The organism is Micromonospora palythoicola (genome assembly GCF_036689795.1).
Classification (GTDB): domain Bacteria; phylum Actinomycetota; class Actinomycetes; order Mycobacteriales; family Micromonosporaceae; genus Micromonospora; species Micromonospora palythoicola.
The window spans coordinates 25,324-44,682 of sequence record NZ_JBAGKI010000008.1 but is presented as its reverse complement, the minus strand read 5'-3'; the positions used below and the strand labels follow the sequence as shown (position 1 = coordinate 44,682).

The window sequence follows — 19,359 nt, the reverse complement described above, 5'->3', positions numbered from 1 at the left end:
ACCCCCGGGTCGCCGCCGCGTGGCCACGTCGCGCGTTCACGGCTGTGCTCCCGTCGTCGCCGTGCGGGGAGCGCGGCCAGTGCCGGGCGGGCCGGCGAAGGCCTGGGCGACGTCCAACCACCCGTCGGCGACCGGCCCGGTGGCGACCAGGGCGGTGTCGGCGCGGTGCCGGCGCCGGGTCACCAGCAGGCAGAAGTCGAGCGCCGGACCGGTCACCCGGTCGGTGGCGTCCGCCGGGCCGAAGGTCCAGTTCCCCCCGCCGGGTGCGGTCAGCTCCACCCGGACCGGCGCCGTGGGCACCGCCCGGCCGTGCGCGGCGAAGCTGTGCCCGACGGTACGGAAGCCGAGGTACGCGATGTGTCGCAGCCGGTCGGTGGTGGGCCGGGTGACGCCGAGCGCCTCGGCCACGTCCTCGCCGTGCGCCCAGGTCTCCATGATCCGGGCCGTCGCCATCGAGGCCGGTGACATGCGGGTTCCGTACCAGGGCAGCTTTTCTCCGGCGGGGGCGGCGGTGAGGGCTGCCGCCAGCGCCGAGCGGCCCTCCCGCCAGCGGGTGAGCAGGACGGCGGGCGGGGCGAGGAAGGCCACCGCGCCGTCGTCGACCAGCCGGCCAGGATCCGGTGCGGCGGTCACCGAGGCGTAGAAGGCGTCGGTGTCGGTCGCGGCGAGCCGGGCCACGTGATCCGTCCAGGCCAGGTGGGCGATCTGGTGGGCGATCGTCCAGCCCGCCGCCGGAGTTGGTCGCTGCCACTCCTGGGGCGGCAGCGGCGCGACGAGCGCGTCGAGTTGCTCGGACTCGGTGGCCAGATCCGTGAGCAGGGCGGTCAGGTCGACCATGATGCCTCCGGGCGGGTGGGGCCGGTCAGGGAGCGGTGTCGGTGGCGGCGAGCAGCGCGGTCAACTGGGTCTTCCAGGCATGCAGCAGCGCGGTGCGGCGGGTCGAGTCGTCGCTGAGCAGGTTGGCCACGCCGAGCCCGCGCAGCAGGTCCAGGGTGGCCTGCACCGCCTCGCGTACGCCGGGGCGCCGCTCGTCCACCCCGAGCAGTTCGACGGTCAGCCGGTGCATCTCCCGACCGATCCGGGCTTCCAGTGGCAGCAGGGCGGTCCGCAGCTCGGCGTCGGTGCGCGCGGCCACCCAGAGTTCGAGGGCGGCGACGAAGAGCGGCCCGGTGAAGGCGGCGGCGAGCAGGTCCACCACCCGGTCCAGCCGGTGGGCGTCGGCCGGCAGGGCGTCGGCTTCGGCCCGCAACTCGGCCGCTCGCCGCTCGGTGAGGTGCCCGACGGCCGCGGTCACCAGGGCGGTCCGGGTCGGGTAGTGGTGCAGTTGGGCGCCCCGGGAGACGCCGGCCCGAGCGGCCACCACGGTGGTGGTGGTGCCGGACCAGCCGTGCTCGACCAGGCAGTCGACGGTCGCCTCCAGCAACCGGGCCCGAGTGGCGCGACTGCGTTCCTGCTGGGGCACGCGGGTCGATGCGGCGGGCATGCGGACAGCCTGCCGCCCACGAAACAAACAGTCAAGACTGACTTTTTAAGGAGCCACGAACGCCTGCGCGGTGCCGACGAAGGTCCGCCGGCACCGCGCAGGTGAGTTGTCGTGGAGGGTCAGACGCGCGCGCGGCGGGCCAGACGCTCCGGGTCGAGGATGATGATGCTCTTGCCGTCCAGCCGGAGCCAGCCGCGCGAGGCGAAATCGGCGAGAGCCTTGTTCACGGTCTCCCGGGACGCGCCGACGAGCTGGGCGATCTCCTCCTGGGTCAGGTCGTGCGTCACCCGCAGCACGCCGCCGTCGCGGGTGCCGAAACGCCCGGCCATCTGAAGCAGGTTCTTGGCCACCCGACCGGGGACGTCGGTGAAGATCAGGTCCGCGAGGGCGTCGTTGGTCCGGCGCAGCCTGCGGGCAAGCACCCGCAGCAACTGCTCGGCGATCTCCGGGCGGTTGTTGAGCCACGGCCGCAGCGCCTGCTTGCGCAGCCGGGCCAGCCGACTGTCGGTGACCGCGGTCGCGGTCGCCGTCCGCGGCCCCGGGTCGAACAGCGACAGCTCGCCGACCATGTCCGACGGACCCATCACGGCGATCAGGTTCTGCCGTCCGTCCGCTGCCCGGCGACCGACCTTGATCTTGCCGGACAGCAGGATGTAGAGACTGTCGCCGGGCTCGCCCTCGTTGAAGACGACCTCGCCCTTGCGGACCTCGATCGTCTCCATCTCCTTGGCGAGCGCCTCGGCCGCCTCCGGGTCGACACCCTGGAAGATCCCGCTGCGGGCCAGTACCTCGTCCATCGCGCACCTCCGGTTGCGCGTGCCGTCTGCTCGGCCTGGGTCCGCCGTCCGCTGATCCCTCGCGCGCCGACCAGTCTAGGCGCACGTGAGCAGGAATCAGAGGCGCACCCCTGGAATCTTGATCGTTGGACGTAACGCGCCCGTCGTGATCACCGTCTAGTATCCCGCGCCTGGTCAGGCCTCCAGCGGCGGGGCGAGGACCTGGACGTAGGGTCACCCCGTGCTGCCCGAGCCCCTGCTGACCACCCGACGCGAGGACGAACGCGACATTCCGGTGCTCGTCTGGCGTGCCGGGCGACCGCTGCTGGCGGTCAGCTCCGCGCCGCTGGGCGGTGGCATCGGGGTACGCCGGTGGGTGCTGAACGCGACGGTGCCCATGTCGTACGACCGGAACGACCCCGCCGACCACCTGGCCGAGCTGGCCCGGGAGTTCGGCCTGGACGGGCCCGGGGTGGGCCTGCTGACCGGGGTCGACGTGGCCGAGGTGGCGCGGCGAACCGACACCGGCGTGCAGGTCTGGGCCACCGTCGGGCTCGGTACTCCGGTGCCGGCGGCGGCGCCGACCGTGGCGGCACCGGCGCAGCCGGTCGGCACGGTGAACATCGTGGCGTACGTGCCGGCGCGCCTCGGCGACGCGGCGCTTGTCAACGTGGTCGCCACGGCCACCGAGGCCAAGGCGCAGGCGATCGCGGAGCTGGGGCTGCCCGGCACCGGTACGCCGACGGACGCGGTCACCGTTCTCTGCCCACCGGACGGGCCGGTCAACGCCTACGGCGGGCCGCGCTCCACCTGGGGAGCGCCGCTGGCCCGGGCGGTGCACGCCGCCGTGCTGGCGACGGGTCGCGAGACCGCCGTCCCATGGTCGGATCGGCTCCGGGGCTGAAACTACCCACCCGATCGGCGGTCGATTCCGCGATATCCGCCCGGTAGGGTCGCGCACGATGTACGCTGCCGCCCCCGCCATACCCCGCCCCCGCCGCCACCGCCTCGCCGCGTTGGGGGTGCTGCTCGCCGCCCTGCTGCTCGCCGGCTGCGCCGGCACCGACGAGGGTCCGCTCTGGCAGCCCGGCACGGGCGGCGGCGAGGGGGCACCCGTCGAATCGGCCGCCCCCGAGGTCAAGAAGATCTCCCTCTCCGCCACCGGCGACATCGTGATGGCCATGGCACCCGACCGGCTGCCCCCGAACAACGGCAAGGGTTTCTTCAACTCGGTGAAGAAGGCGCTCGCCGCCGACCTGGTGATGGGCAACCTCGAAGAGCCGTTGACGGTGGACACCGGGACCGGCAAGTGCGGTGCCAACTCCACCCGCTGCTTCCAGTTCCGGGCTCCGCCGGAGTACGCCGCCCATCTCGCCGATGCCGGTTTCGACCTGCTCAACCAGGCCAACAACCACGGGTACGACTTCGGGCCGAAGGGCTACGAGAACACCCAGAAGGCGCTGGAGGAGCACGGGCTGGAGCACACCGGCGCGCCCGACCAGATCACGGTCGTCGAGGTGAAGGGCGTCAAGGTCGCCGTCGCCGGTTTCTCGTCGTACCAGTGGTCGAACAGTCTCACCGACATCCCGGCCGCGAAGAAGGTGATCAAGAAGGCCGCCGACCAGGCCGACATCGTCGTGGTGCAGGTGCACATGGGGGCCGAGGGATCGGAGATGACGCGGGTGCGGCCCGGCACCGAGATGTTCCTCGGCGAGAACCGGGGCGACCCGATCAAGTTCTCCCGGGCCATGATCGACGCCGGCGCCGACCTGATCGTCGGGCACGGCCCGCACGTGCTGCGCGGCATGGAGTTCTACAAGGGCCGGCTGATCGCCTACAGCCTGGGCAACTTCGCCGGCGGCGGCAACTCGCTGAGCAACAACGGCCGACTCGGTTGGGGCGGCGTGCTCAAGGTGTCCCTCGAAGCGGACGGCACCTGGGCCGGCGGGTCCTTCACCTCCACGTACATGGACGGGGCCCGCAAGCCCACCATCGACCCGGACGACCGTGGTCTGGGACTGCTCCGGGACCTCACCGAGCTGGACTTCGCGAAGACCGGCGCCCGGTTCACCGACTCCGGAAAGATCAGCCCGCCCGACGCGAACTGATCTCCGGCGGCACAGGCGTCCGAGCCGGTCGGACCGGCGACGTAGGCTGGCCGTCGTGACCAGAAGCGCTACCGAGACCGACCTGGGACGCACCCGTCGCGCGCGGCGGATCGGCCGTGTGCTGACCGAGACCCACCCCGACGCGCACTGCGAGCTCGACCACGGCAGCCCACTGGAACTGGCCGTCGCGACCATCCTGTCGGCCCAGTGCACGGACAAGAAGGTCAACGAGGTCACTCCGAAACTCTTCGCCCGCTATCCGACCGCCGCCGACTACGCCGGGGCGGATCGCGGCGAGGTGGAGGAGATGATCAAGCCGACCGGCTTCTACCGCAACAAGACCACCTCGTTGATCCAGTTGGGCCAGGCCCTGGTCGAGCGCTACGACGGCCGGGTACCCGACCGGTTGGCGGACCTGGTCACCCTGCCCGGCATCGGCCGCAAGACCGCGAACGTCATCCTCGGCAACGCCTTCGACGTGCCCGGCATCACCGTCGACACGCACTTCCAGCGGCTGGTGCGGCGCTGGGAGCTGACCACCGAGACCGACCCGGTCAAGATCGAGCACGAGATCGGGGCGATGTTCCCGAAGCGCGACTGGACCATGCTGTCGCACCGGATCATCTTCCACGGCCGCCGGGTCTGTCACGCCCGCAAGCCCGCCTGCGGCGCGTGCACCCTGGCGAAGCTCTGCCCCTCGTACGGCACCGGACCGACCGAACCGGCCGCTGCCGCGAAGCTGCTCAAGGGCCCGCGCGCCCGTGACCTCGCGACCGCCGCGGGAGTCGACCCCGAGCTGGTCCCGGCGCAGGCGGTGCGGGCGGAGGCACCGTGAACCGCCGGCTCGCGCTGCTGACCCTGCCGCTGCTGCTGGTGCTCGCGACCGCCTGCACCACCGACCGCGAGGCCCCCCGGCCGGCCGGGCAGGGCACGGTGGCCGCCCGTCCCTCCCCGTTCGAGGGCTGTGCCGACCTCACCGAAGGCCCGGCCGGTCCCGGCGACGACGAGGCGACGGGTGACCCGCTGCCCGAGTTGACCCTCACCTGCTTCACCGGTGACACGCCGGTCGCCCTGCGGGACATCCGGGGACCGGCAGTGGTCAACATCTGGGCCTCCTGGTGCCCGCCCTGCCGCAAGGAACTCCCCGCCTTCCAGCGGCTGCACGAGCGCGCCGACGGGCAGTTGCGGGTCGTCGGAGTGAACACCCAGGACAGCCGCAGCGCCGCGCAGTCGATCGGCGAGGACTTCGGCGTACGGTTCCCGATGCTGTTCGACCAGGGCAAGGCGTTCCAGCGGGCCCTGGAACGCAGCGCGTTCCCGATGACGGTGTTCGTGGGTGCCGACGGCGGCGTCCGGTACATCGACACCTCGGGCGCCCTCGACGACGCCCAACTCGCCGAACTCGTCAAGCAGCACCTCGGCATCGCGGTACCGGCGTGAGCGAGGTGCCAGCCGGCGTGAACCCGGGCCGGAAGGCGCCCGGCGCGTCACGGCCGGTGCCTGACTGGCTGGACCCGCTGCTCGGTCGGCTCGGCACCGCACGTACCGAGGACTTCACCCAACTGCGTACGCCGGACCAGGGTGGCCGGGAGAGCGCCGTGCTGGTGCTGCTCGGCGAGGACGCCGCCACCGGCCCGGACGTGCTGGTGCTGCAACGGGCCGCGACCCTGCGCAACCACGCCGGTCAACCGGCCTTTCCCGGCGGCGCGGCCGACCCGGAGGACGCCGACGCCGCCGCCACCGCGCTGCGCGAGGCGAACGAGGAGGTCGGGCTCGACCCGACCAGCGTCACCGTGCTGGCCCAACTGCCGAGGTTGTGGATACCGGTGAGCGACTTCGTGGTTACCCCGGTGCTCGCCTGGTGGCACGCCCCGCACCCGGTGGACTCCCGGGAGCCGGCCGAGGTGGCGCACGTCGCCCGGCTGCCGATCGCCGAGCTGGTCGACCCGGACAACCGGGTCCGGGTACGCCACTCGAGTGGCTGGGTCGGTCCCGCCTTCTCCGTACGCGGGATGCTGGTCTGGGGGTTCACGGCCGGGGTGCTGGCCGCGCTGTTGGAGATGGGCGGCTGGAGCCGTCCGTGGCCGCGCGGCCGGGTGATCGATCTTCCCCCGATCGGTGCCGCACCCGCCCCGTCGGCCGGCACCGACGAGGCCGACGAGAGCGCCCTGCGCTGATCTGACCGTCACCTTCCGCAAGCGATCGTCTTCGCGTGAGCCCCGGCCCCGTACGCTTGAGCCGTGTCGGCCGTGGATCTCGTCCTGCTGTTGCTCATGCTCGTGTTCGCGATCAGCGGATACCGACAGGGGTTCGTCATCGGGGTGCTCTCGTTCTCGGGGTTCTTCCTGGGAGCCCTGATCGGCCTGCAGCTCGGCCCGATGTTCGCCCAGCAGTTCGTGGACAGCGGCACCCGGGTGCTGATCTCGCTCGTCGCCATCTTCGGCCTCGCCGTGGTGGGTCAGGCGCTGGCCGGCTGGCTCGGCTCGCACCTGCGCCGCACCATCGCCAGCGACGTGGGACGGCGCGCCGACGACATCGGTGGCGCGTTCGTCTCGCTCTTCGCGGTGCTGCTGGTGGCCTGGCTGGTCGCCGTGCCGCTCGGCTCCTCCTCACTGCCCTGGCTCGCCGCTTCCGTGCGGAGCAGTGCGCTGCTCAACGTGGTGGACCGGGTGCTGCCCGACCAGGCTCAGCAGCTCTCCACCGCGCTGCGCGACACCGTCGACACCAACGGCTTCCCGGACGTCTTCGACGGCTTGCGGCGTACCCAGGCCCGGCAGGTCGAGCCACCCGACCCGGCACTGGCCGGGTCCGAGGTGGTGAGCAGTGGCCAGCGCTCGGTGGTGAAGGTGCTCGGCTCGGCACCGAGCTGCTCGCGCCGGATCGAGGGGTCCGGCTTCGTCTACGCCGACGACCGGGTGATGACAAACGCGCACGTGGTCGCCGGCACCCGCTCGGTAGCGGTGGAACTGGGCGGCGACCGGTACGAGGGCGACGTTGTCGTCTACGACCCCGACCGGGACCTGGCCGTGCTCTACGTACCCGGACTGCCCGGCCCGTCGATGCGTTTCGCCGCCGGGAACGCCGCCACCGGGGCGGACGCGATCGTGCTCGGTTTCCCGCTGGACGGGCCGTACAACGCCCAGTCGGCGCGGATCCGCGACGTCGACCGGATCACCGGGCCGGACATCTACTCGTCGGGGAACGTGAACCGGGAGATCTACACGATCCGGGCCCTGGTCCGCAGCGGCAACTCGGGCGGTCCACTGGTCTCCTCGAACGGCCTGGTGCTTGGGGTGATCTTCGCGGCGGCGGCCGACGACCCGAACACCGGGTTCGCGGTCACCGCCGCCGAGGCCCGCCCGGTGGCGCTGGCCGGTGCCGAACGCACCCGGGGCACCGACACCGGCGACTGCACCTGACGACGAGGGACTGCCAGGTCAGCTCGACCGACGCCGGGGCCACCCGGCGAACGCGGCGAAGGTGGCGATCACCACCGCCGCGCCGAGCAGCCATCCGGCCAGCACGTCGCTGCTCCAGTGGACGCCGAGCGCGACCCGGCTGAACCCGGTCACCAGGGCGATCGTCAACGCACCGAGCCAGACCCCCGTGCGGGTCGCGGAACGGGGCCGGGTCCGGGGCAGGAACACCACGAGCAGGATCCCGGCGGCGAGCATCGCGTTCAGCGCGTGACCCGACGGGAAGGCCAGCCCGGGTGCCTGCGCCACCGGGTCGGGCAGATCCGGTCGCCGTCGGCCGACGAGCAGTTTCAGCAGGGGGCCGAGCAGACCACCGAACACCATGGTGGTGGTGGCCCAGACCGCGAGCCGCCGAGCGCCGTCGCGGGCCAGCCAGATCACCAGGACAAACGCCGCGGCCCGCAGGGGCATCGGTGCGAAGAGGTCGGTCCAGAAGCTCATCGCCCGGACCCAGACCGGGTGATCCAGAGCGTACCCGTGCAGCTGAGTCGTGATCGCCAGGTCGAGTCGGCGCAGCGGCGGCCAGTCACTCAGCACCAGCGTGGCGAGCAGCGCGAACGGTGCGACCAGCAACACGCCGGAGACGGCGTGCGCCGACCGGGCGGCCGGCCGGTCGTCCCGCCGACCGGGATCGCCCGGGCCGGCCGGCGCTGCCGGATCGACCCGCTCGAAGGTACCCACGGCCATGGTTGTACCCCGCTGGCCGGGCCCATCCCGGCAGATGCGCGAAAAATGCCGCGCTGACAGCAGCGACGGTCGGTCAGGGGTACGACCGCCGGAACCGGCGCAGCATCAGCACCGCACCGGTGAGCAGCGCGACGAGGATGGCCGAGCCGATCCAGAGCCGCTCCGAGCCGGCGTCGTCCGGCGAACCGGCGGCCCGGGCCCGCCACCGGGTCTCCTGCCCGGAGCCGGTCAGACCGAGTTGTTCGGCGTCGGGGTCGCCCGTCGTCGCGGAGCCGGGCGCGGGACCGAAGCCGGTCACTCCGGGCGGGTCGTTGTCGTCCAGCGGGTTCTCGTACGCCGACGGCACCTCGGCGGTCAACGCCGCGACCGGGTCCACCAGGCCGTACCCGAACCGCTCGTCCCGACCGGTGGGCCCGATGTCCCTGGCGGTGACCAGCAGCCGGTTGACCACGTCACCGGCGGACAGCTGCGGATAGCGGGATCGCACCAGGGCGGCGGTCGCGGCGACCAGCGGCGCCGCGAAGCTGGTGCCCTGCACCCGCCAGTAGCCGCCCGGAGGACGCGCCCCCACCAGCCCGCTGGCGGGGGCGGTGAGGACCGTGGCCCGACCGGTGATCGCGCCGCTCCACAGGTTGTCGCTGTTGCGCTCCAGGCCGGAGACCGCGATGACGCCGGGCTCGCGGGCCGGGTACCACACCTTCGCCTCGGGCGAGGTGGCGAGATTCCCGGTGCAGGCGACCACCACGACGTCCCGGGCGAAGGCGTAGTCGATCGCCGCGGCCAGCGCCGCGCTGTCACCGCTGCCGCCGAGCGACAGATTGATCACCTTCGCGCCGTTGTCGACCGCCCATCGCACCCCCTTGGCGACGATCAGCGCGTCGTCGTAGCGGTTCTCCGCGTCCAGCACCCGCACGGGCAGGATCCGGGCGTCCGGCGCGAGCCCCACCACGCCGCGGCGGTCGTCGTTGCGCCCCGCGATGAGGCCGGCCACCGTCGTACCGTGCCCGACCGGATCCGCCTCGGCCGCCCCGCTCGGCGCGACCAGGTCGATCCCCGGTAGCACCTGGCCGGTCAGGTCCGGGTGGGAACCGTCCACCCCGGAATCGATCACGGCCACGATCACGCCGCGCCCGGTCGAGGTCCGCCAGGCGGTCCGCGCACCCAGCTTGTCGAGCTGCCACTGCTCGTCGCGGACCTGGTCGGCGCGGCGCGCCGAGTCGGGGTTGTGCGCCACCGGCGTGCCCACCGGAGGCATCTGGACCGGCACGGCGGACGCGGGCACGACCGCGATGGCGGCCGACAGCGCGGCGGCGGCCGTCGCGAGCAGCGCGCGGTTGGCGAACCGCCCGGCCCTCGCCGGGCCACGGTGCCGCAGCCTGGTCACATCCTCAGCCATTCGTCGCAGGACACATGACGTTCGGAGATTACCGGTTCCGACCCGCCTACAGGGACGTTCCGTGGAGTCGGCGTCACTGTGGCGGCAGGTGAGCCAGTTGGACCAGGCGTACGCCCTCGCGTCGGGTGAACAGCCGACCGCGCCCGGGCGGCAGCGGACCGGGACGGACCGGACCGACGAGCGGACCCTCCTCCGGGCTGCCCGACAGCACCAGGCCCGAGGTGGACAGTTCCCGTAACCGCTGCACCAGCGGCTCGTACTGGGCGCGGGCGGCACCGCCGGTGCGGCGCGCCAGCACCAGGTGCAGTCCGACGTCGCGGGCGTGCGGCAGGTGTTCCTCCAGCGCCCGCAGCGGGTTCGCCGGCCCACCCGCCACCAGGTCGTAGTCGTCGACCAACACGAACAGTTCCGGGCCGGACCACCACGACCGCTCCCGCAACTGCGCCGGGCTGACCTGCGGGCCCGGTGCGCGGTCCGCCAGGTAACCGGCGGCCGACTCGACCAGGTCGGCGCTGTGTGCCGCGGCGGTGCCGTAGCCGATCAGGTGTTCGGTGGAGATGACGCCGAGCAGGCTGCGTCGGTAGTCCACCAGGATCACCCGCGCCTGTTCCGGGGTGAACCGGGCGACGATCGAGGTGGCCAGGGCGCGCAGGAACGACGACTTGCCACTCTCGGCGTCGCCGTAGACCACCAGGTGCGGCTCGATGGCGAAGTCGAGAACCACCGGCCGTAGGTCCGCCTCGGCGACACCGACCGGAATCCGCAGCCCCGTCGTGGCGTCGAGATCCAGGTCGGTGTAGGGCAGCACGGCCGGCAGCAGCCGGACCGGGGGCGCGACCGGACCGGTCCACGCGTCACCGACCTGCTTCACCAGTCCGGCGGTGTCCGTGCCGGTCGTCCGGGGCAGCGCGGTGAGGAGGTGCAGGCCCGCCGAGGTGATGCCCCGCCCCGGGGTCCGCTCCGGCACGTGCGCCGCAGCCCGCCGGGCCACCACCGAGTCGGACGGATCACCGAGGCGCAGTTCCAGCCGGGAGCCGAAGAGATCCCGGATGGCCGGTCGGAAGTCCAGCCAACGCACCGCGGTGGCCACCACGTGCACGCCGTAGGAGAGCCCCCGGGTCGCCAGGTCGGTGATCAGCGGCTCCAGGTCCTCGTACTCGCCGCGCAGGGTCGTCCAGCCGTCGACGACGAGGAACACGTCGCCGAACACCTCGGTACCGCCCGCGTCGGTGCCGCTGTCGCGTCGCTGTCGCCAGGCGCCCATCGACTCCACGCCCAGCTCGGCGAAGCGGCGCTCCCGGTCGGCGAGCAGGGTGGACATCTCGCCGACGGTACGGCGCACGCCGGTGGGGTCGGCCCGACCGGCGACCCCGCCGACGTGCGGCAGGCCACGCACCGAGGCGAGCCCTCCACCACCGAAGTCGAGACAGTAGACCTGCACCTCGGTCGGGGTGTGCGTGAGAGCCAGCGCGCAGACCAACGTACGCAGCGCCGTGGACTTGCCGCTCTGCGTACCGCCGACCACCGCGACGTGGCCGGCGGCGCCGTCGAGCGCCAACCACAGCACGTCGCGGCGCTGCTCGAAGGGCCGGTCGATGACAGCCACCGGCACCTGGCGGGCACCGCGCAGCTCGGGATTGCCGACGGTCAGCCCCCGGACCGGGTCGACCGTGAGCGGACCGACCAGCTCGTCCAGGGCCGGGGCGGCGTCCAGCGGCGGCAGCCACACCTGGTGTGCCGGCGCGCCCTGCCCGGCCAGCCGGTCGACAAGCAGACGCAGCAGCGTCCGGGGGTCGTCCGTCTCGTCCTCGACAGCCGGCGGGGCCGGCGGCCGCGGCACCGGTGTGACGTGGGTGGAGAAGGCGAGCAGCCGGGGACGTTCGGTGCCGGCCGCGTCGGCCGCCAGGGCCCGCCGCCGCACCGGGCCGGAGACGTACGCGGTCTTGAACCGGCGCAGCGGCTCGGTGCCGAAGCGCAGGAAGCCGTGCCCCGGCGTCGGGGGCAGTTCGTGCGCGTCGGGCACCCCGAGCACCGTTCGGGACTCCAGCGAGGAGAAGGTCCGCAGGCCGATCCGGTAGGACAGGTGAGTGTCCAGCCCGCGCAGCCGTCCCTCCTCCAGCCGCTGGCTCGCCAGCAGCAGATGCACCCCGAGCGAGCGGCCCAGCCGGCCGATCTGGAGGAACAGGTCGATGAAGTCGGGCTTGGCCGACAACAGCTCGGAGAACTCGTCGCAGATCAGCAGCAGCGACGGCAGCGGGGGCAGCGGGTTGCCGGTCGCCCGGGCCCGCTCGTAGTCGCGCAGGCTGGCGAAGTTGCCGGCGCGGCGCAGCAGCTCCTGCCGGCGGACCAGTTCGCCGTTGATCGCGTCGACCATCCGGTCGACGAGCGGCAACGCGTCGGCCAGATTGGTGATCACGGCGGCGGTGTGCGGCAGGCGGTCGAAGGGCGCGAAGGTGGCCCCACCCTTGAAGTCGACGAGTACGACGTTGAGCTGCTCGGCGGAGTGGGTGGCGGCCAGCCCGAGCACCAGCGTACGAAGCAGCTCGGACTTGCCGGAGCCGGTGGCGCCGATCAGCAACCCGTGCGGGCCCATGCCGCCCTGCGCCGACTCCTTCAGGTCCAACTCGACCGCGCCGCCGTCCGGGCCGACGCCGATCGGTACCCGCAGCCGGTCGCGCGGCGATCTCGACACCCACCCCTGCCCGGCGGTGAAGTCCTCCGGCTCACCGATGCCGAGCAGCTCCGGCAGGCCCGGCTCGACACCGGGCGCGGCGTCGGCGCCGTTGGTGGCGGCCAGCCGTAGTGGTGCCAGCCGGCGGGCCACCGCCTCGGCCTCGGCGACCTCGAGGGTGTCGGCCGCGCCCACCTCGGCCGACCCGTCGCGGGAGTGGGAGTGCAGTCGGCCGTTGCGCAGCTCCAGCAGCAGCGAGAACCGGTCGAGCAGGCGCGGCGGCGGGGTGTCCAGGTCGATCAGGGTCACCGCGTCGATGCCGCCGTCCCCGACCAGTTCGGTGGCACCGGTGACGTCGCCGCCGTCGAACACGACCACCAGATGGGGCCCGTCCGTGGCCGGTCCGACCGGGCTGAATCTCGAGCGGCTGGCCAGCACCTGGTCGAGCAGCCGTTCCAGCTCCGCCACGGAACTGGCCACCAGCCGCACCGGACCCAGGGCGTCCGTGCGGGTGGGGTGCTGGGCGTGGGGCAACCATTTGACCCACTCCCAGCGGCCGCGTCGTTCCGGCCCGGCACAGACGGCGACCAGCAACTCGTCCGGGGCGTGGAAGACCGCGAGCTGGGTGAGCACGGCCCGGGCCAGCGCCTGCGCGGCCGGCGAGCCGGTGGGGCCGACCGGCGTGGCCCGGACGAAGACCCGGGCGAAGCTGCCCAGCGAGAGGGCCACCGGCAGCTCCGGCACCACCGAGTACGCGTCCAGGAAGCGGCGCAGCGCGCCCGCCGTCATCGGCTCCAGTTCCTCCGGTGGGCGGGTGACCGGCGGCACCAGCGGCGTGGCCAGGGTCTGCGGCCCGACGGCGACCCGGACCACCGCGAAGTCCGGATCCGTCGGCCGCCGCTCCCAGAGCCGGTGGCTGTGCACGGTCGACCAGAGCAGCGACGGATCGGGGTGCCGGTAGCAGAGGCCGGCGCGCTGCCGCTCCACGGTCTGCCGAACCTGCCGACGCAGGATGGCCAGCTGCCGCAGGTACTCCCGGCGGGCGGTCATCATCTCGGACTTCGTCGGGCTGCCTGAGGAACTGCCCCAGGAGGTCGCCAGCATCGCCAGGGAGGAGAGGCCGAACATGCCGCCGACCACGTACGCGTACGTCCCGCCGCCGCGGCCGAACATCATCGCCATCGCGACCGTGCCGCCGAGCATCGGCAGCACCATCAGCAGCTGGTGCCAGCGGGTGCCGGTGCCGGCCGGAATCTCCGGAGGTGCCGGCAGCGGCAGGTCACCCACGGGTATGTCGGGCGCCGGGCGTCGTGCCGGCCGCCGGATGACGACAGTGGACACTCGACCTCCCGACTGCGCACGGTGACCCGAGCCTGGCTCATGGTAGGTAAAGTCCTGTCGTCCGCGCAGCAGCAGACCCGCTCGGGATGGAGATGAGTCGATGGCAGTCGGGCTCGCCCGGGTCACCGTCAGCACGACCCGGCGGCGGGTCGACGTGGCGCTACCGGAGCAGATGCCGCTCGCCGAGCTGCTGCCCGAGGTGCTGCGCCACGCCGGTGAGGGGCTCGCCGAGGACGGCGAGCAGCACGGCGGCTGGTTGCTCCGGCGAACCGACGGCACCGTGCTGGCCGGCGGGCAGGCGCTGGCCGCTCAGGGGGTCCGTGACGGTGAGGTGCTGCACCTCGTGCCGGCTCACACCGAGTGGCCGGAGTTCGAGTACGACGACGTGGTGGAGGCCCTCGCCGACGCCGCCCGCCAGCGGGGCGGGGGCTGGTCATCCGGTGCCACCCGGACGGCTGCCCTCGCCGGTGCCGGTGTCCCGCTCTCCGTCGGCCTGCTCGCCCTGGCTGCCGCCGGGCCCGGTGACCCCGCCGGTTGGCCGGCCGCGACCGTGGTGGCGAGCCTGCTGGTGCTGGCCGGCACCGTGCTGTCCCGCGCACAGGGCGACGGGACGGCCGGTGCCACCGTCGGCGGTCACGCGCTGCCCTACGCGGCGCTCGCCGGTGCCCTCGCCGTCAGCTCGGGCGATCCGGTCGGGCCGGTCGGCGCGCTGCGCTGGGTGGGCGCACCGGAACTGCTCGCCGGGTCGATGGGGCTGCTGCTGGTCTCGGTGCTGGGGCTGTTCGGGGTGGCCACCCGACTGCGGGTCTTCGTGGCCGGCGCGGTGGTGGGCGCGGGGGCCGGATCGGCCGCCCTCGGTGGCCTGTTGCTCGAGCCGGCCGGCGCGGCCGCTGTCCTGCTGTGCGCGTTGACCTTCGCCGTCGGAGCGGCTCCGCTGCTGGCCATCCGGCTGGGCAGGGTGCCGTTGCCGCCGATGACCCTGCCCACCGATCCGCCGGACGACTCGGACCGAGCCCGCGAGCTGCCGGATCGCGGTCGGGTGCGGGCGGCGGTGGCCCGCACCGAGGAGATGCTCACCGGCATGTTGATCGGCCAGGCCGTGCTGACCGTCGGCGCGGTCGTGATCCTCGTCAGCACCGGTGGCGTCGCCGGTTGGCTGCTGGTCGGGGTGACCTCGACGGTGCTGCTGCTACGTGCCCGGCTCTTCACCACGGTCCAGCACCGGATCGCGCCGGTGCTCGCCGGCCTGGCCGGGTACGCGGTCCTCGGCGGAGCACTGGCCGCAACGGCCGACGCGGCGATCCGGCTGGTCATGGTCGCCGGCGGGCTGCTGGTCGCGCTGCTGGTGGTGGCGGTCGGCACGGCGTACGCCCGCCGGCCGGTCTCCCCGTACGTCGGACGGGTCACCGACCTGGCCGACACCCTGCTGGTGGTCTCGGTGGTGCCGGTCGCCTGCGCGGTGCTCGGCCTCTACGGACGGGCCCGGGGGCTGCTCGGCTGAGCGTCCCCGGGCTTCCTCGGAGACGTCAGTGGGTGGACTCGCCGCGTGCCTCGGCCTCCCTGGCCCGCCGGTACGAAGCCTGGATCTCCGCCTCGGCCTCGGTCCGGCCCACCCAGGTCGCGCCCTCCACGGACTTGCCCGGCTCAAGATCCTTGTACACCTCGAAGAAGTGCTGGATCTCCAGCCGATCGAACTCGCCGAGGTGGTGGATGTCGCGCAGGTGCTCCTGCCGCGGGTCCTCGTAGGGAACGCAGAGGACCTTGTCGTCGCCGCCCTTCTCGTCCGTCATCCGGAACATGCCGATCGTGCGGCACCGGATCAGGCAGCCTGGGAAGGTCGGCTCGGGCACCAGCACCAGGGCGTCCAGCGGGTCGCCGTCCTCGCCCAGGGTGCCCTCGATGAAGCCGTAGTCGGCCGGGTACTGCGTGGAGGTGAAGAGGGTGCGGTCCAGCCGGATCCGCCCGGTCACGTGGTCCACCTCGTACTTGTTGCGGTGACCCTTGGGGATCTCAACCGTCACGTCGAAATCCATCTGCACGCTCCCTCGTTGGCCCACGCTGGCTTGACGGAACCGGCGGCAGAGCCAGGGAGGCGATTGCCAACCCACCGACTCCGGCCGCCGCATAGTCTTCGGACCGAAGTAGTGTCACCCAGGCCGGTTCCCGGTGGGGGAGGAGGGGGTCGTGGGGAGGGAAGATTCACACTACCGCCCGGGCGGTGCCGCCGAGGGCGGTGCGAATCGACCGCCGGCCAAGCCGGTCACCGGGCGGGTCCCGGTGCCGGACGCGCAGATCCTCCGCCCACAACCCCCGACGCCATCCGTCACACCGACACCCGTGAACCGGTCCGAGACGAACCCGCCCCTGCACACCTCGTCGCCGGCGACACCGCCTCGGGGTGCCGCCTCCGGACGGGCCGCCGCGCCCGGTGCGGTCACCCCGACAAGCCCGGCCGCACCCGGTGGTGCCGCCCCGACAAGTCCGGCCGCGCCCGGTGGTGCCGCCCCGACAAGTCCGGCCGCGCCCGGTGCGGTCACCCCGACGAGTCCGGCCGCACCCGGTGGTGCCGCCCCGACGAGCCCGGCCGCCGGTCCGGTCGCCGCCGTCCCCAAGAGTTCGGCTGAACCACCGACCGGATCGGCATCCGTGCCGGTGAGCCCGGCGCCGGTTGGGCCGGGGGCGGGCCCTACCGGTCAACCACCGCCCACCGTCGCATCACCACCGGCCGGCGTCGCACCACCACCGGCCGGCTCGGCACCGCGCCGACGGCTGCCGCTGGTCCTCGCCGCCGTGCTGGTGCTCGTGCTGGTCGCCGTGGGCCTGGTCGTGGTCCGGCCCGGTCCGGTGGGGCGCTGGTTGGGCGACTCGCCCGCGACACCGGCGGCCACCGGTGCGGTGGAGCCCGCGCCGGTCCCGGTGCTGGCCGCCGCCGACATCGGCGCGCCACCGCCCAGCACGGACGGGCTCCGGACCACCCTCGAACCGTTGATCGACGACACCGCGCTGGGCGGCCGGGTGAACGTGGCGGTGGCCGACGCCCTCACCGGGGAGATGCTCTTCGACCGCGGTGGCCGGGAGGGGACCGTGCCGGCCTCGGTGACCAAGCTGTTGACCGCCGTGACGGTGCTGACCGCCCGGGGTCCCGGCCATCGGATCCCGACCCGGGCGGTGGCTGGCGCACAACCCGGCGAGGTGGTCCTCGTCGGCGGCGGGGACCCGACGTTGGCCGCCGACACGAAGGGCTTCTACCCGGGCGCGGCCAACCTCACCGACCTCGCCGACCAGGTCCGGAAGGCGCTGGGCGGGGTCGCACCCAGCAGAGTCGTCGTCGACTCCTCGCGCTACGCCGGCCCCGTTCACGAACCCGGCTGGGACGACGACATCCCCACCGGCGGCTACGGCGGGGCGATCACCGCGCTGATGCTCGACGGAGCCCGGAAGAATCCGAAGGCCGGGCCCGGCTGGGCCGAACGCGTCGCCGAACCGGACCTGGCCGCCGGCCGGGCCTTCGCCAAACTGCTCGGGGTGCCGGTCGACACCGTACGCAGGGGCACCGCCCCGCCGACGCCGACCGGGACGACCGCGACGGAACCGGTCGGCGGCGGTGGACCCGGTGCCGAACTCGGCGTGGTGTACTCGCCGCCGCTGATCCGGCTGGTCGACATCATGATCAGCGATAGCGACAACATCGTCGCCGAGGCGCTGGCCCGCCAGGTCGCCCTGGCCCGCGACCGGCCGGCCTCCTTCGACGGTGCGGCGACGGCGATGACCGAGGTGGTGTCGGAGCTGGGGCTGCCGGCCGGCGGACTCGACCTGGCGGACGGCAGCGGACTGTCCCGGAAGAACCTGATCAGCCCGGTCCTGCTGACCGAGCTGTTGGCGCTCGCGGCGAGCCCGGACCGGCCCGAGCTTGCCGGCATCTTCGGCGGGCTGCCGGTCGCGGGCTGGTCCGGCACTCTGCGCGACCGGTACGGTGCGGCACCCGGCACGGCCGCCGGTGCCGGTGTGGTCCGCGCCAAGACCGGCACGTTGACCCGGGTGCACGCCATCGCGGGAGTGGTGACCACCACCGAAGGCCGCCTGCTCACCTTCGCGGTGCTCACCGACGACGTGCCGCCGGACGGCATGGAGCCGGCCCGGGCGGCGCTGGACCGGATCGCCGCCGCGCTGGCCGGCTGCGGCTGCCGCTGACCAGCTCGACGGCCACCGGTCCGGCGTTGCGCGCCGGCGGAGCGGGTCGCGGTCCGGCCCCGCGACGGGCCGCCGTCACCCGAACGGCGGACCGGCACCGGGTCGGCCGGCCGGGTGGAGTGTCGCGGCGCGGGTACGGTGGGTCGCATGGCGCAGTTCGTGGACTGGGATCTGGCTACCGCGACGGCGGGGGCTCTGGGCAAGTCGGGCCCCCGGGTGACGTACGCCGAAGCCACCGAGGTGGTTTCCGAGCTGCGCCGGCTGACCGACGAGGCGGCCGGGCACGTCGCCGACCACACCGGGCTGACCTCACAGGTCGCCCACCCGCCGGTACGCGTGGTCGACCGGCGGGACTGGGCGGCGACGAACATCGCCGGCCTCCGTGAGGTGATCACCCCGCTGGTCGGCCGGCTCACCGAGGACAAACAACCCGGTGTGCTCACCGAGGCGATCGGTTCCCGGGTGACCGGGGTGCAGGCCGGCACCGTGCTGGCCTACCTCTCCGGCCGGGTCCTCGGGCAGTACGAGGTCTTCTCCGCCGACCCCGGACAGCTGCTGCTGGTCGCGCCGAACATCGTCGAGGTGGAGCGCAAGCTCGGCGCGGTTCCACGTGACTTCCGACTCTGGGTCTGCCTGCACGAGGTGACCCACCGGACGCAGTTCACCGCCGTGCCCTGGATGCGGGCCTACTTCCTCGGTGAGGTGCAGGCGTTCGTCGACGCTGCCCAGGGCGGCGAGCACCTGCTGGAGCGGCTGCGTCGGGGGGTGAGCACCCTCGCTGACGCGGTCCGCGACCCGCAGAGCCGGTCCAGCGTGCTGGACATCGTGCAGACGCCGGGGCAGCGTGCCGTGCTGGACCGGCTGACCGCCCTGATGACGCTGCTGGAGGGGCACGCCGAGTTCGTGATGGACGGCGTCGGACCGCAGGTGATCCCGAGTGTGGAGCGGATCCGGGCCGGCTTCAACCGGCGGCGCGAGGCCGGCAACCCGGTCGAGAAGGCGATCCGGCGGCTGATCGGCATCGACGTCAAGATGCGGCAGTACGCCGAGGGCCGCAGGTTCGTGCACGCCGTGGTGGACCGGGTCGGCATGGCCGGCTTCAACCGGGTCTTCGAATCGCCGCTGACCCTGCCCCGGCTGTCCGAGCTGAGCGAACCGGATGCCTGGGTGGCGCGGGTGCACGGGCCGGTCGGTCCGGTGCCCACCGCCGGCTGACCGCGTCGCCGCGCC

The 19,359-nt window shown here is 73.4% G+C and carries 16 protein-coding genes; 9 read left to right on the top strand and 7 right to left on the bottom strand.

Annotated features, from left to right (window positions below; all coding sequences use genetic code 11):
- Nucleotides 1-36: 36 nt before the first annotated feature.
- From V5O40_RS05685 to V5O40_RS05675, 3 genes are all read right to left on the bottom strand, one after another.
- Nucleotides 37-837, bottom strand: a complete 801-nt coding sequence (locus tag V5O40_RS05685) for a TIGR03084 family metal-binding protein (RefSeq protein ID WP_332904469.1) — start codon at nucleotides 835-837, stop codon at nucleotides 37-39.
- A gap of 25 nt (nucleotides 838-862) precedes the next feature.
- The gene (locus V5O40_RS05680) at nucleotides 863-1,483 is read right to left on the bottom strand and encodes a TetR/AcrR family transcriptional regulator (protein WP_332904468.1); all 621 of its coding nucleotides are present in this window, start codon (nucleotides 1,481-1,483) and stop codon (nucleotides 863-865) included.
- 119 nt (nucleotides 1,484-1,602) lie between these two features.
- Complete coding sequence (locus V5O40_RS05675; protein ID WP_013736306.1) at nucleotides 1,603-2,280, bottom strand: Crp/Fnr family transcriptional regulator; 678 nt, start codon at nucleotides 2,278-2,280, stop codon at nucleotides 1,603-1,605.
- Nucleotides 2,281-2,500: 220 nt separating this feature from the next.
- Here V5O40_RS05675 and V5O40_RS05670 point away from each other — a divergent pair, with 220 nt between their 5' ends.
- The 6 genes from V5O40_RS05670 (at nucleotide 2,501) to V5O40_RS05645 (ending at nucleotide 7,786) form a co-directional block, all read left to right on the top strand.
- Entirely contained in the window at nucleotides 2,501-3,163 is a 663-nt protein-coding gene (locus V5O40_RS05670; RefSeq protein ID WP_332904467.1) for an adenosylcobinamide amidohydrolase, read from the top strand.
- Nucleotides 3,164-3,221: 58 nt separating this feature from the next.
- Nucleotides 3,222-4,367, top strand: coding sequence for a CapA family protein (locus V5O40_RS05665; protein WP_332904466.1), 1,146 nt, complete (start codon nucleotides 3,222-3,224; stop codon nucleotides 4,365-4,367).
- A gap of 55 nt (nucleotides 4,368-4,422) precedes the next feature.
- Nucleotides 4,423-5,202 (top strand): endonuclease III, encoded by a 780-nt coding sequence (gene nth / locus V5O40_RS05660; protein WP_332904465.1) that lies wholly within the window; start codon nucleotides 4,423-4,425, stop codon nucleotides 5,200-5,202.
- On the top strand, nucleotides 5,199-5,807 hold the full coding sequence (locus V5O40_RS05655; protein WP_332904464.1) for a TlpA family protein disulfide reductase: 609 nt from the start codon (nucleotides 5,199-5,201) through the stop codon (nucleotides 5,805-5,807). Before nth ends, V5O40_RS05655 begins: the two co-directional genes overlap by 4 nt.
- Nucleotides 5,808-5,812: 5 nt before the next feature.
- On the top strand, nucleotides 5,813-6,544 hold the full coding sequence (locus V5O40_RS05650; RefSeq protein ID WP_332904548.1) for an NUDIX hydrolase: 732 nt from the start codon (nucleotides 5,813-5,815) through the stop codon (nucleotides 6,542-6,544).
- 63 nt (nucleotides 6,545-6,607) lie between these two features.
- Nucleotides 6,608-7,786: a MarP family serine protease gene (locus V5O40_RS05645; RefSeq protein ID WP_332904463.1), complete on the top strand. Its 1,179-nt coding sequence runs from the start codon at nucleotides 6,608-6,610 to the stop codon at nucleotides 7,784-7,786.
- Between the two features lie 18 nt (nucleotides 7,787-7,804).
- Here the strand turns inward: V5O40_RS05645 and V5O40_RS05640 are convergent, their stop codons facing one another.
- From V5O40_RS05640 to eccCa, 3 genes are all read right to left on the bottom strand, one after another.
- Nucleotides 7,805-8,530: a phosphatase PAP2 family protein gene (locus V5O40_RS05640; protein WP_332904462.1), complete on the bottom strand. Its 726-nt coding sequence runs from the start codon at nucleotides 8,528-8,530 to the stop codon at nucleotides 7,805-7,807.
- Between the two features lie 73 nt (nucleotides 8,531-8,603).
- Nucleotides 8,604-9,926, bottom strand: coding sequence for a type VII secretion-associated serine protease mycosin (gene mycP / locus V5O40_RS05635; protein WP_408631831.1), 1,323 nt, complete (start codon nucleotides 9,924-9,926; stop codon nucleotides 8,604-8,606).
- Nucleotides 9,927-9,999: 73 nt separating this feature from the next.
- A complete protein-coding gene (eccCa, locus tag V5O40_RS05630; protein WP_332904461.1) occupies nucleotides 10,000-13,938 on the bottom strand; it encodes a type VII secretion protein EccCa in 3,939 nt (1,312 codons plus the stop codon).
- Nucleotides 13,939-14,038: 100 nt separating this feature from the next.
- Here eccCa and eccD point away from each other — a divergent pair, with 100 nt between their 5' ends.
- A complete protein-coding gene (eccD, locus tag V5O40_RS05625) occupies nucleotides 14,039-15,439 on the top strand; it encodes a type VII secretion integral membrane protein EccD (protein WP_332904460.1) in 1,401 nt (466 codons plus the stop codon).
- A 25-nt stretch (nucleotides 15,440-15,464) separates the two neighbouring features.
- Here the strand turns inward: eccD and V5O40_RS05620 are convergent, their stop codons facing one another.
- Complete coding sequence (locus V5O40_RS05620; RefSeq protein WP_281582445.1) at nucleotides 15,465-15,971, bottom strand: inorganic diphosphatase; 507 nt, start codon at nucleotides 15,969-15,971, stop codon at nucleotides 15,465-15,467.
- A gap of 736 nt (nucleotides 15,972-16,707) precedes the next feature.
- Here V5O40_RS05620 and dacB point away from each other — a divergent pair.
- Entirely contained in the window at nucleotides 16,708-18,129 is a 1,422-nt protein-coding gene (dacB, locus tag V5O40_RS05615; RefSeq protein WP_332904546.1) for a D-alanyl-D-alanine carboxypeptidase/D-alanyl-D-alanine endopeptidase, read from the top strand.
- A gap of 147 nt (nucleotides 18,130-18,276) precedes the next feature.
- Nucleotides 18,277-19,344, top strand: a complete 1,068-nt coding sequence (locus tag V5O40_RS05610) for a zinc-dependent metalloprotease (RefSeq protein ID WP_332904459.1) — start codon at nucleotides 18,277-18,279, stop codon at nucleotides 19,342-19,344.
- The last annotated feature ends 15 nt before the right edge of the window (nucleotides 19,345-19,359 follow it).

What these genes read in the sequence shown, in the direction of transcription:
- V5O40_RS05685 (WP_332904469.1), bottom strand. Translation starts at nt 837, where the DNA reads ATGGTCGACCTGACCGCCCTGCTCACGGATCTGGCCACCGAGTCCGAG.
- V5O40_RS05680 (WP_332904468.1), bottom strand. Translation starts at nt 1,483, where the DNA reads ATGCCCGCCGCATCGACCCGCGTGCCCCAGCAGGAACGCAGTCGCGCC.
- V5O40_RS05675 (WP_013736306.1), bottom strand. Translation starts at nt 2,280, where the DNA reads ATGGACGAGGTACTGGCCCGCAGCGGGATCTTCCAGGGTGTCGACCCG.
- V5O40_RS05665 (WP_332904466.1), top strand. Translation starts at nt 3,222, where the DNA reads ATGTACGCTGCCGCCCCCGCCATACCCCGCCCCCGCCGCCACCGCCTC.
- V5O40_RS05640 (WP_332904462.1), bottom strand. Translation starts at nt 8,530, where the DNA reads ATGGCCGTGGGTACCTTCGAGCGGGTCGATCCGGCAGCGCCGGCCGGC.
- mycP (WP_408631831.1), bottom strand. Translation starts at nt 9,926, where the DNA reads ATGGCTGAGGATGTGACCAGGCTGCGGCACCGTGGCCCGGCGAGGGCC.
- eccD (WP_332904460.1), top strand. Translation starts at nt 14,039, where the DNA reads ATGGCAGTCGGGCTCGCCCGGGTCACCGTCAGCACGACCCGGCGGCGG.
- V5O40_RS05620 (WP_281582445.1), bottom strand. Translation starts at nt 15,971, where the DNA reads ATGGATTTCGACGTGACGGTTGAGATCCCCAAGGGTCACCGCAACAAG.
- V5O40_RS05610 (WP_332904459.1), top strand. Translation starts at nt 18,277, where the DNA reads ATGGCGCAGTTCGTGGACTGGGATCTGGCTACCGCGACGGCGGGGGCT.